We start from the raw sequence: 17603 nt of genomic DNA on the forward strand, positions 1-17603 counted from the left end.
CCATCCGGCGACACCAGCGCACGGCTCATCGCTGCACCTCGCCACCTTTGATGGTTAACAGCACCCGTCCCTGCACCGGCAGACCATCGAACGGCGTGTTGCCCGCCTTGCCGGGCAGCGCATCCGCCTCGATCCGCCACGGCGCATCCGGATCGAACAGCAGCAGATCCGCCGGCTCCCCCACCCCCAGCCGGCCGCCCGGCACCCCGAACCGTGCCGCCGCCGTGGCGCTCAGCGCCCGCATCAACCCCGGCAAATCCAGCACGCCGTCCCGCACCAGCGCCAGCGCCAGCGGCAGCAGCGTCGCCGCCCCCGCCGCCCCCGGCGCCGCATCCGCGAACGGCAGCCGCTTTTCCTCCGCGCTGCGCGGATCATGCCGGCTCACCAGCATCGCCACCGTACCATCCGCCACGCCCTCGCGCAGCGCCAGCCGGTCGCGCTCCGACCGCAGCGGCGGCGACAGCCGGGCAAAGCTGCGGTATCCCGTCACCGCGCCCTCATTCAGCAGCAGATAGTCGGGCGTGGTCGCGGCGCTCACATCCTGTCCCGCGGCCCGCGCGGCGCGGAGCAGCGCCACACCCTCGGCGGTGGTCACGCACGCCACATGCAGCCTGGCGCCGGCCAGCGCCGCCAGCCGCAGGTCACGCGCGATCTGGATCGCCTCCGCCACCGCCGGCGCCGCCGGCAACCCCAGCCGCATCGCCGCCTCGCCCTCGGTCGCCGCGGCGCCGGCCGTCAGCGCCACATTCTCGCCATGGCTCACCACCACCAGCCCTAGCCCGGCGGCATAGCGCAGCAGCCGCAGCATCACATTGGCATCCTCGATCGCGGCGCGTCCCGTCGCCACCGCCACCGCGCCGGCCTCCCGCAGCAACGCCAGTTCGGCCAGCTCGCTTCCCCGCAGGCCGCGCGTCGCCGCCGCCAGCGGATGCACCCACAATTGCGGCTTGCCCAACCGCTCCGCCCGCTCCACCAGCGCCGGCTCATCCAGCACCGGCGACTGGTCGGGCATCAGCAGCACGCCGGTGATGCCGCCAGCAATCGTCGCCGCCTTGTCCACCCGGAACGCCGTGTCGATGATGCCCGGTGCCAGCACCTTGCCCGCCGCCTCGATCACCTCGGCCCCGCCGGCATCGACCGTCCCCAGCGCCGCGATCCGCCGCTCCACGATCAACAGGTCGCCGGCGCGCTCGCCATCGCCATCCACCAGCCGCGCGCCGCGGATCAGCAGCGGCCTCACCGGCCCTCCTCCCGCCGGCCGCGCGTCAGCACGTCCAGGCACGCCATCCGCACCGCCACCCCCATCTCCACCTGTTCGCTGATCGCGCTCCGCTGGATGTCGTCCGCCACCGCGCTGTCGATCTCCACCCCGCGGTTCATCGGCCCCGGATGCATCACCAGGCAATCGGGCTTGGCCGCCCGCAACCGCTCCACCGTCAGCCCGAAGGTGCGGAAATATTCCCGCGTGCTGGGCACATAGGCGCCGTCCATCCGCTCCAGCTGCAGGCGCAGCATCATCACCACGTCGGCGCCCGCGATCCCCGCCTCCATGTCGGTGAACGGCACCGCCCCCAGCGCCGCCACGCCCGCCGGCATCAGCGTCGGCGGCGCCACCGCCCGCACCTCCGCGCCCATGGCGGCAAGCAGGTGGAAATTGCTGCGCGCCACCCGGCTGTGCAGGATGTCGCCACAGATCGCCACCACCAGCCCCTCCAGCCGGCCCTTTCGGCGCCGGATGGTCAGCGCATCCAGCAGCGCCTGCGTCGGATGTTCATGCCGGCCATCGCCGGCGTTCAGCACCGGGCAATCGACCTTTTCCGCGATCAAACCCACCGCGCCCGATGCCTCATGCCGGATCACGATCACGTCGGGCCGCATGGCGTTCAGCGTCAGCGCGGTATCCAGCAGCGTCTCGCCCTTCTTCAGGCTGCTGGCCCCGGCCGACAGGTTGACGACATCCGCCCCCAGCCGCTTCCCCGCAATCTCGAAGCTCAACAGCGTCCGCGTGCTGTTCTCGAAAAAGGCGTTGATCTGCGTCAGCCCCGCCAGCCGGTCGTCATGCTTGCGCGCCCGCCGCCCCACATCCACCCACTGCGCCGCCTCATCCAGCAGAAAGCCGATCTCCCACGGCTTCATCCCTTCGATCGCCAGCAGGTGCCGATAGGGAAAGGGGTCGTCGATGCTCGCCATAAACACCCCCCATAGGGAAGTGCCACCGCCCTGTCAGCACCCCGCCCCGGGCGCCCTTCCGTCGCCCCTCGCCCGTTCCGACAAAAGGCTTGCCATCGGGCCGGGTCTATGATAACCATATTGGAATTGTCCGAGTCCATCGACAACAGCGCCAAGCAGCCCGTAACCCGCCCAAAACCCCCGAAATCGCTAACCCCTTGATTCAGGCTGTCACTTTTTGCGCAAAACCTTCCAGATTTCCTACCCGCAACAAACCAACAGCCTTACCCCACCCGTCACCCCGGGCTCGACCCGGGGCCCATTGAGCCCTCACCCGCCGATAATGGCCTCACCGTCCCACACACCCCCGTCATGCTGAACTTGGTTCAGCATCCATGGCGCCGCCAACACCCAACGTGGCGCAGAAAACCGACCATTTCCGCCAACCCCTTGATTCAGGCCGCCACTTTTTTCGACCAACCTTCCATAATCCAACAGCCCCCCGCGAGGCCAAGCCGCGAGAACCTAAGCAGCGGTCGGGGCAAATATCATCGGGCTTGTCGAACGCCTTCCTGTCCGGACACGCCCGCCAGCGGTTTCAGAAATCGCGGGACAGGATCACCGCCACCCGCTCCCCGCTCATCTCGACGCCGGTCGCCGGCGGCGCCCCGTCGGGATCGCTCAGCATCGCCGCGATCGCCGCCGCGCGTTTTTCCGCCAGCGGCGCGTCAAACGGCGGCTTGCCGCCCCCCACCACGATCACCCGCTGCACCGGCGCGTCCAGCTTTGCCGCCGCATCCGCCACCACCCGCTGCGCCGCCGCGCTCAGCGCCGCCGAACCCGGCGCGAACCGCAGCTCCACCTGGGTCATGCCCTTCGCCCCCGGTCCCGCCAGCGCCACCGGCGTCGGCAGTGCCACCGCCCGTACGAACCGCGCCCGTCCCTGCGGCGCCAGCCGGGCCGCGCATTTCGGCTCCTGCCACTCCACCGCCTTCAGCGTCCGCCCCTCGAACCGCAGCCGCAGCAAACAGTCGAGCATGCCATTGTCCGCCGCATTGCGAATCCCGATCCGGTAATGCCAGGTCCGGGCAAACAGCCCGGCGGCATATTGCGGCGGCCCGAGCAGCGGATAGATGGAGCGTTTCGACAGCCCCGGTTCCAGCGCCCGCAACGTCGCCACCGGCAGGTTCAGCACACCGCCCCGCGCCCCCTCCGCCGCCGGCCAGTCATCCGCCATCGCCGGCGCCGCCACCAGCATCAGCAGCAGCGCCGCCCTCATTGCCCCAGCACCAGGTCGATGCCGGCGCTCGCCGCCACCCCGCCATAGCGGCTGCCCGCCACCCCGCCAGACAGGCTCCAGCGCCCATTGTCCGCCGTCGCCCGCACGCTCACCCCCAGCGCGGTCTGGCCGCGATAGAAGCCGGTGCCCAGCCGCATCGAAATCTGCCCCGGCTCGGCGAAGATCGGCGGCTGCAAGGCAATCGCGCTCGCCGTCCCGGCATAGGCGTTGCGCGACAGGTCCCGCAGGTCGAACCGCAGCCCGGCGATCCGCGCATCGGTATATTGCTGCGCCTGGTTCACCGCCGTGGTCAGCCCGCCCTGCAACTGCGACAGGTTGACGGCATCCGTCGCCCGCGTCCCCGCCGCGACATTGATGATCTGCCGCTCGGCCCCGACCGCGCCCACCGAGACCACATTCGCCAGCCCGCCATCGCTGGAACCCGCCCCCAGCGCCACCGAATTGCTGCCGCTCGCGCTGGCATTGCTGCCCAGCGCCGTCACGTTCGCGGCCGAAGCCACCGCGCCGAACCCGCCCGCCACCGCATTCGGACCGCTCGCCACCGGCGCCGGCCGCCCGGCGGCATTGTTCGCCTGGAACGCCCCCGCGCTGCCGTTGCTCAGCGCGTTCAGCGTCGTGGTGTTCGACGCCACCTGCTGCGCCACGCCGAACAGCTGGCTGCCGTTGACGGCCTGCACCGAGTTCGCCGCCAGCGCGCCGTTCGCCACGCCATCGATGGTGCGGTTGCCGGCGCTGCCCGCGACATTCACGCTGTTGCCGCCCGTCGCGGCCCCCACGGTGATCGGCGCCCCCGGCGCTGCCTGCTGCACCAGGCCGATCGTTCCCTGCGTGATCGCCGCGGTCAGCGCGCTGACCGTCGCATTGGTGTCGTTCAGCTGCCCGCCGTTGACCGCATCGGTCGATCCCGCCGCCACATTGCCCGCCGCCACATTGGTCAGCGCCACCGGCGCCGCCGGGTTGGCCCCCACCAGCGTCGCATTGTTGGTCGCCGTGCCGCCATTGGGCACCGTCGGCGTCGCCGGATTGCTGTAGGCGATGGGCGAAGGCCCGCTGCCGCCACCCCCGCCGCCGGATGTCGGCAGCGTGTTGATCAGCGCCTGTAAACTTCCATAGCTGCTGCCGTTATAGTTCAAGGACAGGCTGAGCGTGCCGCTGGCGGGATCGAAACCGCTGCCCCCGCCCAGGCTGCTCGCCAAGGACGACCCCAGCGAGGAGACGATCGATGATTGCGCCCCCAACGCCGCCCCGACATTGCCATAGGCCACGCCTCCGATGACATAGCTCGGCGGCGTGAATACGCCGGTCACCGGATTGAACGCGGCCCCGCCGCCCAGTGCCGCCGCCGCGGCGTTGGACAGGCCGGTCAACTGGCTGACATTGACCGCGTCGTTCGCATCCTGCCCCGCGCTCAGGCTGGTCAGCCGCCGCGTGCCCGCCGTGCCGGCAAAATCGACGGTCGAACCGGCGGTCGCCGCACCCACGGTCAGCGTGCCCGTCCCCGGTGCCCCACCGATCTGCTGCACCAGCCCGATGGTGCCGTTGTTGATGTTGTTGGTCAGACTGCCCAGCCCCGCCGTCGCCGCGGCAATGCCGGCCGTATTGATGCTGACCTGGGTGTTCGTTGCCGTCAGTTGGCCGAAATTCACCGCATCGTTCGGCGCGCTGCCGTCGGCCACATTGCCCAGCCTGGTCGGCGCGCCCCCCGGGTTGAAGGTCACCGTCGTCTTCGACGGATCGTCATAGGCCACCGCGTTCGCCGCCACCCCGGCAACCGCCTGCAACTGGCCGACATTCGCCGCATCGGTCGCCGCCACCCCGGCGGCGACATTGGTGATCCGCCGGTTGCCCTCGGTGCCCGCGACATTCACCGTCGCGCCGCCGGTTTCCGCGCCCACGGTGATCTCGCCGCTGCCCGGCGCGCCGCCCACCTGCCGCACCAGCCCCGCCGTGCCGTTGTTCAGCGCGGCGATGTTGCTGGTGTTGCTGGCGATGTTCGTGGTGTTCGTCGCCACCTGCGCGTTGGTGGAGGCGAGCCCGCTGTTCAGCGTCGCGATATCCCCCGTGTTGGTGGCAATCGCGCTGCTGTTCGCCGCAATGTTGCTGTTCGCTGTCGCCAGCCCCGTGTTCAGCGCACCGATTCCCGCCGTGTTCGCCGCGATGCCCGCATTCGCCGCCGCCAGCCCCGTGTTCAGCGTGCCGATGTCCGCCGTGTTGGTGGCCACCTGATTGTTGGTCGCGAACAGCTGGCTGCCATTCACCGCATCGCTGCTGGTCGCATTCAGCGCGCCCGGCGCCACATTGGTCAGCGTCGCCGCCACCCCGCCCGGGTTCAGCGTCACACTCGTGCGCGCCGCGCTGTCATACTGCACCGAATTGCCGGCCTGGCCGCCCACCGCCTGCAACTGCGCCAGGTTGACCGCGTCGGACGCATTCACGCCGGCCGCCACATTGCTGATGATCGTCCCTGCCGCGTTGATCCCCGCCACCGTCACGCTCGGACCGCCACTGATCGTCAGACCACTGGTATCGAGCACACTGCCCCCTGCCGTCACACTCGTAAAGCTCGGCGTCAGGCTGGTCGCAATCTGCACCTCCGCCCCGTTCTGCGTAATGACAACATTGTTGCCCGCGCTGAACGTCGCCGTCGAACCCGGCGTGATATTCGTGACGCTGCTGCCGCTTACCGCCCCCGTCGAGCCGCCCACCACTGCCGTCGTCAAGTCGAACCCGCGGTTCGCCGTCGCCTGCACGGTCGAAAGCGTCTGGTTGGTCGCAAACAGCTGGCTGCCATTGACCGCATCCGTGCTCGTCGCATTCAGAGCACCGGCGCTCACCCCCGTCAGCGTCCGCGTGCCGCCCGTGCCGGTGAAGTCCACCAGCGTCCCGCCGGTCGCAGCCCCCACCGTCAGATTGCCGCTGCCCGGTGCGCCACCCACCTGCTGCACCAGACCGGCCGTGCCATTGTTCAATGCATTGATGCTCGCCGTGTTGCCGGCAATGTTGGTGGTGGCCGTCGCCAGCCCGCTGTTCAGCGTCGCGATATCCGCCGTGTTGGTCGCAATGTTGCCGGTGTTCACCGCCACCTGCGCATTGGTCGCCGCCAGCCCGCTGGTCAGCGTGCCGATGTTCGTGTTCGCCGTGTTCAGTCCGGCATCGACCGCGCTGAACGCCGCGCCGACCGTGCCATAGGGTGCACCCTGCACCGTGAACGAACTGCCCGACAGCGTCCCCGTCGCCGGATCATAGACCGTCCCCGCCCCCAGCAGCGTCGCCGTCGAACTGCCCAGATTGCCCAGGTTCGTCGTCAGCGCACCGATTCCCGCCGTGTTCGCCGCGATGCCCGCATTCGCCGCCGCCAGCCCCGTGTTCAGCGTGCCGATGTCCGCCGTGTTGGTGGCCACCTGATTGTTGGTCGCGAACAGCTGGCTGCCATTCACCGCATCGCTGCTGGTCGCATTCAGCGCGCCCGGCGCCACATTGGTCAGCGTCGCCGCCACCCCGCCCGGGTTCAGCGTCACACTCGTGCGCGCCGCGCTGTCATACTGCACCGAATTGCCGGCCTGGCCGCCCACCGCCTGCAACTGCGCCAGGTTGACCGCGTCGGACGCATTCACGCCGGCCGCCACATTGCTGATGATCGTCCCTGCCGCGTTGATCCCCGCCACCGTCACGCTCGGACCGCCACTGATCGTCAGACCACTGGTATCGAGCACACTGCCCCCTGCCGTCACACTCGTAAAGCTCGGCGTCAGGCTGGTCGCAATCTGCACCTCCGCCCCGTTCTGCGTAATGACAACATTGTTGCCCGCGCTGAACGTCGCCGTCGAACCCGGCGTGATATTCGTGACGCTGCTGCCGCTTACCGCCCCCGTCGAGCCGCCCACCACTGCCGTCGTCAAGTCGAACCCGCGGTTCGCCGTCGCCTGCACGGTCGAAAGCGTCTGGTTGGTCGCAAACAGCTGGCTGCCATTGACCGCATCCGTGCTCGTCGCATTCAGAGCACCGGCGCTCACCCCCGTCAGCGTCCGCGTGCCGCCCGTGCCGGTGAAGTCCACCAGCGTCCCGCCGGTCGCAGCCCCCACCGTCAGATTGCCGCTGCCCGGTGCGCCACCCACCTGCTGCACCAGACCGGCCGTGCCATTGTTCAATGCATTGATGCTCGCCGTGTTGCCGGCAATGTTGGTGGTGTTCACCGCCACCTGCGCATCAGTCGCCGCCAGATCCGTCTGCAAATTGCCGATGTTGGTGTTCGCCGTGCTCAACGCCGTATCGACCGCGCCGAACGCCGCCGTCACATTGCCGAACGAAGACCCTTGCACGGTAAAGCTCGAGCCCGACAGCAGGCCCGTCGCCGCATCATAGGCGGTCGTCCCGCCCAGCAGGGTGGCCGTGCTTGTGCCCTGGTTGTTGTTGATGACGTTCAGCTGGGCGACCGCTGAGCCGACCGTGCTGAACGACGCACCCCCCACGGTGAATGATGGCGCGGACAGACCCCCTGTCAGCGGATCGTAGGTGGAGCCGGCCCCCAATGCCAACCCCGCATCATTGCCCAGCTGGTTCACCTTTGCATTCTGGCTTTGCAACTGGCTCACATTGACCGCATCAGTCGCCGCGCTGCCGGCCGCCAGATTGGTGATCCGCCGCTCGCTGCCGCCCGCCCCCACGGAGAGTTCGCCCACCGGCGCCGTCCCCGACAGCGCCGCCGTTCCGGGGTTGAACGCCGCCTGCGCCGTCAGCGCCGCCAGCGTTGCGCCCGTCGTGCTGCCACTGCCCAGCGCCAGGCTGTTGGCATAGCGAGCATTGGCCTGGTTGCCGATCGCCACCGCGCCGGCGTCGGTCGCCGCACCGGCCGCATTGGCCTGGCTCTGGTTGCCCAGTGCCACCGCACCCACGCCGCGCGCGGTGTTGTCCGCCCCCAGCGCGATCGCGCCCGTGCCGCTTGCCACATTGGGATCACCGATCGCCACCGCGCCATTGCCGGTCGCGATATTGCCGGATCCGATCGACACCGCCTTGCCACCCGTTGCCGTGGCATTCAGGCCGATCGCCACCGCCTCCGCGGCATCCGCCACAGCGCCATTGCCCAAGGCCACCGCATCCGCGGCCGAGGCATTGGCCCGCAACCCCAGCGCCATGGCAGACGACCCCGCCGCACTGGCGGCACCGCCGATGGCGATCGACTCAGCCCCGGTGGCGCCCGGATTGACCTTGGTATTGCTGCCCGGCCCCGAGAGGCTGCTGTTCACGTTGGAATAGTTCACCACCGCACCGGCTGCCACTTCCGACAGCTGGGAGACATTCACGGCGTCCGTCGGGTTGACGCCCGCGGTCAGCCCGGTCAGCGTCCGCGTGCCGGCCGCGCCGGTGAAGTCCACCTGCGTCCCGCCGGTGCCGGCGCCCACCGTCAGCAATCCTGTTCCCGGCGCGCCCCCCGCCTGCTGCACCAGCCCCAGGGTCCCCGCCGACAGGCCGGTGATGTCCGCCGTATTGGTCGCGATGTTCGCCGTGTTCGCGGCGATATTGGCATTCGCGGCCGCCAGGCCATTGTTCAATGTTCCGATGTTGCTGTTCGCCGTGTTCAGTCCGGCATCAACCGCGCTGAACGCCGCGCCGACCGTGGCATAGGGCGCACCCTGCACCGTGAACGAACTGCCCGACAGCGTCCCCGTCGCCGGATCATAGACCGTCCCCGCCCCCAGCAGCGTTGCAGTGCTGTTGCCAAAGGTGCCCAGGTTCGTCGTCAGCGTGCCGATGTTGGCGGTGTTCGTTGCGATGTCCGTCGTGTTGGTGGCCACCTGCGTATTGGTCGCGAACAACTGGCTGCCATTGACCGCATCCGTGCTCGTCGCGTTCAGCGCGCCCGGCGCCACATTGCTCAGCTTCGCGGGTGAGCCACCGGGGTTGAATGTCACGCCATTCCGGACTTGGTCGTCATACACCACGACATTGCCCGTCATTGCCTGCAACTGACCGACGTTCACCGCATCCGTTGCGGCCACGCCCGCTGCCACATTGCTGATGATCGTCCCCGCCGCGTTGATCCCCGCCACCGTCACGCTCGGACCGCCACTGATCGTCAGACCACTGGTATCGAGCACACTGCCCCCTGCCGTCACACTCGTAAAGCTCGGCGTCAGGCTGGTCGCAATCTGCACCTCCGCCCCGTTCTGCGTAATGACAACATTGTTGCCCGCGCTGAACGTCGCCGTCGAACCCGGCGTGATATTCGTGACGCTGCTGCCGCTTACCGCCCCCGTCGAGCCGCCCACCACTGCCGTCGTCAGATCAAACCCGCGGTTGGCATTCGTCAGCGACGCATCCACCGCGCTGAAGGCCGCCGTCACATTGCCAAAGGCCGACCCCTGCACCGTGAAGCTCGCGCCCGACAGCACACCCGTTACCGGATCATATACCGTGCTGCCGCCCAACAGCGTCGCCGCGCTGTCGCCCAGCGCATTGCGCCCGCTGTTCTCCGCGGTCAGCTGTGCCACCGTCACGGCGTCGCTCGCGGCACTGCCATCCGCCACGTTGGTCAGCCGTCGCGCTGCACTCGCGGTTCCGAACGAAACCTCGCTCGCCGGCGCGGCCTGCCCTGTGAGGAAAGCCGTTCCCGACGGTGCCGATGCTCCGGTTTCGGAACCCCGCCCGATCGCCACCGCGCCCGTGTAGAGCGCCCGGCTGTTCGCGCCCAGTGCCAGCGCGTTGGCACCGCTGGCCTCCGCCGAAATCCCCAACGCCGCCGCGCCCGCGGCGCTGGCACTGGCACTGTTGCCCAGCGCCACCGCATCGGCACCCGCCGCGGCCGATTGCTGCCCCAGCGCCACGGCGTTGCCACCGCTGGCGACGGCACCACTGCCCACCGCCACACCATTCTGCACCGCTGCCGCGCCGGATTGGCCCGCCACCGCGTTCAGGCCGATCGCCACGCCGCTGCCACCGAAACTGTTCGCCGTCCGCCCGATCGCCACGGTATTGCTCGCGGCACTCGCCGTGCCCGTTCCCAGCGCCACGGCATTGGTGCCGGTCGCACTGGTGTTCCGCCCCACCGCCGTCGCGCCCGCAGTCGCACTCGCGGCATAGCCCACCGCCGTCGCACTGCCCGTGCCGGCGCTCGCCTGATAGCCCACCGCCGTGCTGCCGAATTGCGTCGCGGACGTGCCGCTGCCCAGCGCCGTGGCGCCACGACCGCCGCTGGTCGCGGCACCGCGGCCCAGCGAAACACCTTCGGGCGCCGACGCGCCCGCCAGCGGCCCGATGGCAACCGAATCGGTACCCGTCGCGGCCGCATCCGCCAGCACCGAATTTGCCCGGAAATATTTGATTCCGCCGCTTTGCCCCTCGATCGCAGACAGCGCCGCCTGCACGCTCGAATAGGAGGTCCCGCCATAGCTCAGGCTTGTTGTCAGCGCCCCCGTCCCGGCATTGTAGCTGCTGCCGCCGCCCAGGCCCGAGGCCACGCTGCCCCCCAATGTCGACAGGATATTGTTGGTGGCAAACAACTGGCTGCCGTTCACCGCATCCGTGCTCGTCGCAGACAAGGTCCCCGCCGCCAGATTGGTGATCCGCGTCGAAACACTGCCACCAGGATTCAGCGTAACCAGATTCCGGGCGGTGCTGTCATACAACACCACATTGCCCGTCGCCGCCTGCAACTGGCCAACGTTCACCCCGTCCGTCGCCGCCACACCCGCTGCAAGATTGCTGATCCGCATGTTCGCCGCATTGATCCCCGCCACCGTCACGCTCGGGCCGCCCGTGATCGTCAGGCCGGACGTGTTCAGCACGCTGTTCCCCGCCGTCACACTCGTGAAGCTCGGCGTCAGGCTGGTCGCGATCTGAACCTGCCGACCGTTCTGCGTAACAACGATGTTGTTCCCGGCGCTGAAGGTCGCCGTCTGCCCCGGCGCCACATTCGCCACGCTGCTGCCGCTCACAACCCCCGTGCTGCCCGGCACCGCGCTCGTCGTCAGGTCGAAACCCCGGTTCGCCGTCGCTTGCACCGCGAACAACTGGCTGCCGTTCACCGCATCCGTGCTCGTCGCGGAAAGTGCCCCGGCACTCACCCCCGTCAGCGTCCGCGTCGCCGCGGCGCTGTTGGTGAAGTTCACCACGGTCCCCGCCGTCTGCGCGCCGACGGTCAGCACGCCAGACCCCGGCGCGCCACCCACCTGCCGCACCAGCCCCGCCGTGCCATTGTTCAGCGCGGTGATCGAGGCGATGTTTGACGTCAGCGTCGTGTTCACCGCGCCCAGCGCGGCCCCGACGTTGTTGAAGTTGCCGCTCTGGATTGTATAGGTCGGCGCCGTCAGTGTCCCCGTCGCCGCATTATAGGCCGCCCCGCCGCCCAGCGCGCTCGCCACCGTGCTGCCCAGCTGGTTGCGCCCGCTGTTCTCCGCCGTCAGCTGTGCCACCGTCACCGCATCGCTTGCGGCGCTGCCATCGGCCACATTGGTGATGCGCCGACGCACGTCGCCGTTGCCCACCGAAACCTCGCTCGACGGCGCCGCCTGGCCCGTCAAGAACCCAGTGCCGGTCGGTGCCGCCGCGCCCGTGCTCGATCCCGCGCCCAGCGCCACCGCACCGGCATAGCGCGCCGTCGCGCCATTGCCCACCGCGGTCGAGCGCACGCCGCTCGCCACCGCCAGCCCGCCCGCCGCCAGCGCATCGACGCCACTGGCCGTCGCATCCGCGGTTCCGGGGGTGCCATAGCGGAAGAATTTGATGCCGCTCCCCGTCAGCACGCTGTTCAACGTCGTCAGCTGCGCGTCGACCAGCGCGAACCCGCCCGCCACCGTGCCGGCGTTGGCGCCCTGGATCGTAAACACCGGCGCGGTGAACACCCCCGTCACCGGATTATAGGCGGCACCGCCCGCCAGCAGCGAGGCAACATTGCCCAACCCCGTCTGCGCGGTATTGGCGGTCGCCTGCGCCGCATTGGCGGCATTCTGTGCGGTCGTGACATTGTTGTTCGTCGCAAACAGCTGGCTGCCGTTCACTGCATCCGTGCTCGTCGCAGACAAGGTCCCCGCCGCCAGATTGGTCAACCGCGTGCTCGACCCGCCCGGATTCAACGTCACCAGGTCGCGCGTGGCGCTGTCATAGACCACCACATTGCCCGTCGCCGCCTGCAACTGGCCAACGTTCACCCCATCCGTCGCCGCCACACCCGCCGACAGGTTGGTCAGCCGCGTGTTCGCCGCATTGATCCCCGCCACTGTCACGCTAGGGCCGCCCGTGATCGTCAAGCCGGACGTGTTCAGCACGCTGTTCCCGGCCGTCACACTCGTGAAGCTCGGCGTCAGGCTGGTCGCCACCGCCACCTGCCGGCCATTCTGCGTAATGACGACATTGTTCCCCGCACTGAACGTGGCCGTCTGCCCCGGCGCCACATTCGCCACGCTGCTGCCGCTCACAACCCCCGTGCTGCCCGGCACCGCGCTCGTCGTCAGGTCGAAACCGCGGTTCGCCGTCGCCTGCACGGTCGAAAGCGTCTGGTTGGTGGTGAACAACTGGCTGCCGTTCACCGCATCCGTGCTCGTCGCGGAAAGCGCCCCCGCGCTCACCCCCGTCAGCGTCCGCGTGCCCGCCGTGCCGGTCAGGTTCACCACCGTGCCGCCGGTCGCCGCTCCCACGGTCAACGCGCCCGACCCGGGCGCACCGCCGACCTGCTGCACCAGCCCCACCGTGCCCGCATTGATCCCGTTTGACAGGTTGGTGACATTGGTCTGCGCCGTGTTCGCCGTCGTCTGTGCCGCCGCGGCCGCCGTCTGCGCCGCATTCGCCGTATTCTGCGCGGTCGTGACATTGTTGTTGGTGGCAAACAACTGGCTGCCGTTCACCGCATCCGTGCTCGTCGCAGACAAGGTCCCCGCCGCCAGATTGGTGATCCGCGTCGAAACACTGCCACCAGGATTCAGCGTAACCAGATTCCGGGCGGTGCTGTCATACAACACCACATTGCCCGTCGCCGCCTGCAACTGGCCAACGTTCACCCCGTCCGTCGCCGCCACACCCGCTGCAAGATTGCTGATCCGCATGTTCGCCGCATTGATCCCCGCCACCGTCACGCTCGGGCCGCCCGTGATCGTCAGGCCGGATGTGTTCAACACGCTGTTCCCCGCCGTCACACTGGTGAAGCTCGGTGTCAGGCTGGTCGCGATCTGAACCTGCGTCCCCGATTGCGTGATCGCGATATTGTTCCCGGCGCTGAAGGTCGCCGTTCCGCCCGGCGCCACATTGGCCACGCTACTGCCGCTCGCCGTGCCGCTGCTCCCCGGCACGGCCGAGGTCGTCACATTGATCCCGGCACCCGCCTGCTGCGCCACCGAAAACAATTGGCTGCCATTGACCGCGTCGGTGCTCGTCGCCGTCACGGCGCCGTTGCTCAGGCCCGTCAGCGTCCGCGTCGCACCAGCCGAATTGCGGAAATCAACCAGCGTGCCGGCCGTCTGCGCCCCCACCGTCAGCGTGCCGCTGCCCGGCGCGCCACCCACCTGCCGCACCAGTCCCGCCGTGCCATTGTTCAGCGCGGTGATGGAGGCGACATTCGATGTCAGCGCCGCATCCACCGCGCTGAAGGCCGCCGTCACATTGCCGAAACTGCTGCCCTGCACGGTGAAACTGCTGCCGGAAATCGTACCCGTCGCCGGCGCATAGACGGTGCTGCCCCCCAGCAGCAGCGCCGTCGAAGACCCCTGGGTGTTAACGATACTGTTCTGCGCCGCAATCGCCGCGCCGATATTGCTATAGGCCGTGCCGCCGACCGTCAGCGACGGGGCGGAGAGCGCGCCCGTCGCGGGATTGAAGGTCGACCCTGCGCCGATCGCCAAGGCCGCGTCATTGCCCAGCCGGTTCACCTTGGCATTCTGGCTTTGCAGCTGGCTGACATTGACCGCGTCGGTCGCCGCCGCGCCTGCCGCCACATTGGTCAGCCGCCGCTCCGTGCCACTGGCGCCGACGGACACTTCGCCGGCCGGCGTGACACCGCCCAGCGTCCCGCTGCCGGGATTGAACGCCGCTTGTCCCGTCAGCGCCGCCAGCGTCGCACCGGTCGCGCTGCCGCTCCCCAGCGCCACACTGCCCGCATATTGCGCGTTGGCCGCGCTGCCCAGTGCCACCGCGCCCACATCGCTCGCCGCGCCACCGACGTTCGCCCGTGAATCCGCCCCCAGCGCCACCGAGCCGACACCTCGCGCCGTGTTGTCCGCCCCCAGCGCCAGCGCGCCGCGGCCAGTCGCCACATTCGGGTCGCCAATCGCCACCGCGCCGTCGCCGGTCGCCACATTGGCCCGGCCGATCGAGACCGCGCCGCCGTCCGCCGTGGCGCCGTTGGCGCTGGCGCTCAGCCCGATCGCCACATTGGCACCCGTCGCGCCGGCCGTTGCCGCGTTGCCGATGGCCACGCCCGACGCGCCATTGGCCACCGCCACCGGTCCGACGGCCAGCGAATTGGCGCCCACCGCGCTGCTGTCCCCCAGGGCCGAGTTCACGTTGAAATAGCGCACCCGGCCGATGCTCGAATCGACCGCCTGCAGCGCCGCCTGCACGCTGCTGTAGTTCGTGCCGCGATAGGCAAGCGAAGTCGTCAGCGCCCCCGTCGCCGCGTTATAGCTGCTGCCACCGCCCAGCCCGCTTGCCGTCGTCGTCCCCAGCTGGCTCAGGATGCTGTTCGTCGAAAACAGCTGCGAGCCACTAATGGCGTCCAGACTGGTGGCAGTCACGGCACCCGGCGTCAGGCCGGTCAGTGTCCGCGTCGTGCTGTTCTGGCTGACGAAGGACACCACCGTGCCCTGTGTCTGCGCACCGACGGTAATCAGGCCCGTCCCCGGCGCGCCACCCACCTGCCGCACCAGGGAATTGTTGTTCGACAGCGCCGTCAATTGGGCGATCGTCGCCGCGTCGGTCGGCGCGGCACCATCCGCCAGGTTGGTCACGCGCCGCAAGGCGCTCGACGATCCCACCGCGATCTCGCTCCCCGGCGCCGCCTGCCCGGTCAGAAAGCCGGTACCGGACGGAGCGGAGGGCCCGGTCTGGCTGCCGAAACCGATCGCCGTCGAATTGGCATAGCGCGCCTGGGCGCCGGTGCCGATGGCCACCGCGCTGGTTGCCCCGGCGTTGGCATTGGTGCCGATCGCCACCCCGTTGGTTGCACCGTTGGACACGGTCGCGCCCTGGCCGAACGCCGCTCCACCGCTCGCGCTGGTGCCAACCAAGGCATTGCTGCCGAACGCCACCCCGCCCTCGGCATTCTGCCGTACCGTCGCATTGTTGCCGAATGCGCCGGCGCCGGTCGCGCCCACCTCGATATTGGCATTGTTCCCCAACGATACCGAGGCATTGGCAAGCGAGCTCGAAGACTGGCCGATCGAGGTCGATTGATCCCCCGTCGCGCGCACGCCGGCCGAAAAGGCGTTGCCGCCGATGGCAATCGCATTGCGGCCGGTCGCCACCGCCTGATCGCCGATGGCGGTTTGCGAGCCGGCACCGCTGGCATTGCTCGCAACCCCGATGGCAATCGGCGACGATCCGCCGGACGCCGAACTGTTGGCGTTCGCGCCCGAGCCGATCGCCACCCCAAAATTGCCGCTGCCCGCGGTGTTGATCACCGTTGCCTGACTGCCGATCGCCACCGAGGCGCCATTGGCCGCCCGCGCGCTGGTGCCCATCGCGATGGCGTTGTCACCGGTCGCGGACGAGGAGACGCCAATGGCAATGGTCGATGCGGCGCTCGCCACCGACAACCGGCCTTGCGCCATCGCATCCGCCGCGCTCGCCGCCGCCTGCTGCCCGATGGCGATCGTGTTCGATCCTGTCGCTGCCGCCCTCGTGCTCAAGGCCAGGCTGTTGCCGCCGCTTGCCGCCGCGCCCGCGCCCATCGCCGCGTCGCCATTGGCCGCGGCGCTCGATCCACCGCCCAGCGCCACGGTGTCGACGCCGCGCGCCGCCGTTCCGGCGCCGATCGCCACCGCCGATGTGCCCAGCGCATTGGTGGACACCCCGATGGCAATCGCGTTCAGCTCCTGCGCCACCGCCGTGTTGCCTACCGCCACCGAGGATGCCCCGACTGCCCTCGAGCCGATCCCTACTACGGTGGAAAACTGGCCGCTCGCGGTGACCGACGTGCCCACCGCTGTCGCCGCCTGCGCCGACGCCGTCGTCGCCCGTCCGATCGCAATCCCGTCCATTGCCGACGAAGTGGCGCCATTGCCGACAGCCAACGAGTTATCCATCTGCGCCTTCGCATTCGGCCCCACCGCCACCGCATTGCCGCCCGTCGCGGTGGCATCCGGATCGGTCGAATTGGCGCGGAAATATTTGATGCCGACATTGCCGGCATCCAACGCGCTCAGGATCGCCTGCACGCTTGAATAGTTGGTGCCGCGATAGCTCAGCCCGACCAGCAGATTCCCGGTGCTGGTGTTGAAACTGCTGCCGCCGCCCAGCCCGGCCGCCACGGTATTGCCCAGGTTGACCGCCTTGTTGTTGAGGCTCTGCAACTGGAACACATTGACCGCGTCATTGCCGGCGCTGCCCGCCGCCAGGTTGGTGATCCGCCGCACACCGTTCGAACTGCCAATCGACACTTCACCGATCAGCCCAGGGCCGCCCAGCCCGGTCGAGCCTGGGTTGAACGCCGCCTGCGCGCTCAACGCCGCCAGGGCCGCCTGCGTCAAAGAGCCGCTGCCCAAGGCCACGCTGTTGGCATATTGCGCGCTCGCCTGCTGGCCGATCGCCACCGCGCCCGCGCCGGAGGCGCCGCCGGCGTTGGCGGTCGACCGGTCGCCGATCGCCACGGACCCCGCCCCTGTCGCCACATTGGTGTTGCCCAGCGCCACCGCGCCCTGGCCATTGGCATTGTTGTTGTTGCCCTGCGCCAGCGCGCCCAGGCCGGTTGCGACATTCTGGGCGCGCAGGGGGAACAGGCCCGGCCCCGACAGAAGAAGCGCTACCGCCAGCGCAGAGGCCAGCTGGTTGGGATCGACAGTTCCCGCCTTACGCAACCCGTTACCCATCATTCTTCTCCGTCCCCCAAAAGGCTCTGTGGCCTTTTCTCCCTAACCCCGGCGACTCAACACGTCTGTAAACTATCGTCAGAAAAGGCGTCAGAACATCGTTCTACAATGCTTCCCACACC

General features: G+C 69.2%; 4 protein-coding genes. All 4 read right to left on the reverse strand.

Annotated features, from left to right (window positions below):
- Window positions 1-25: 25 nt before the first annotated feature.
- The 4 genes from H3309_RS10905 to H3309_RS10920 all read right to left on the reverse strand — a co-directional run bounded on the left by H3309_RS10905 (window position 26) and on the right by H3309_RS10920 (window position 17469).
- Window positions 26-1240 carry a dihydroorotase gene (locus H3309_RS10905; protein WP_182294740.1) on the reverse strand — a complete coding sequence of 405 codons (1215 nt, stop codon included), beginning with the start codon at window positions 1238-1240 and terminating at the stop codon, window positions 26-28.
- The gene (locus tag H3309_RS10910; protein WP_398398159.1) at window positions 1237-2190 is read right to left on the reverse strand and encodes an aspartate carbamoyltransferase catalytic subunit; all 954 of its coding nucleotides are present in this window, start codon (window positions 2188-2190) and stop codon (window positions 1237-1239) included. The genes H3309_RS10905 and H3309_RS10910 overlap by 4 nt, the downstream gene beginning before the upstream one ends.
- A gap of 577 nt (window positions 2191-2767) precedes the next feature.
- Window positions 2768-3448: a hypothetical protein gene (locus H3309_RS17680; RefSeq protein WP_263457689.1), complete on the reverse strand. Its 681-nt coding sequence runs from the start codon at window positions 3446-3448 to the stop codon at window positions 2768-2770.
- Window positions 3445-17469, reverse strand: coding sequence for a hypothetical protein (locus tag H3309_RS10920; protein WP_182294741.1), 14025 nt, complete (start codon window positions 17467-17469; stop codon window positions 3445-3447). Before H3309_RS10920 ends, H3309_RS17680 begins: the two co-directional genes overlap by 4 nt.
- Window positions 17470-17603: the final 134 nt, after the last annotated feature.

This window comes from Sandaracinobacteroides saxicola, assembly GCF_014117445.1.
Classification (GTDB): Bacteria; Pseudomonadota; Alphaproteobacteria; order Sphingomonadales; family Sphingomonadaceae; genus Sandaracinobacteroides_A; species Sandaracinobacteroides_A saxicola.

Bases quoted from the DNA above. Each gene is read 5' to 3' on its own strand.
- H3309_RS10910 (WP_398398159.1), bottom strand. From the start codon at position 2,190: ATGGCGAGCATCGACGACCCCTTTCCCTATCGGCACCTGCTGGCGATC.
- H3309_RS17680 (WP_263457689.1), bottom strand. From the start codon at position 3,448: ATGAGGGCGGCGCTGCTGCTGATGCTGGTGGCGGCGCCGGCGATGGCG.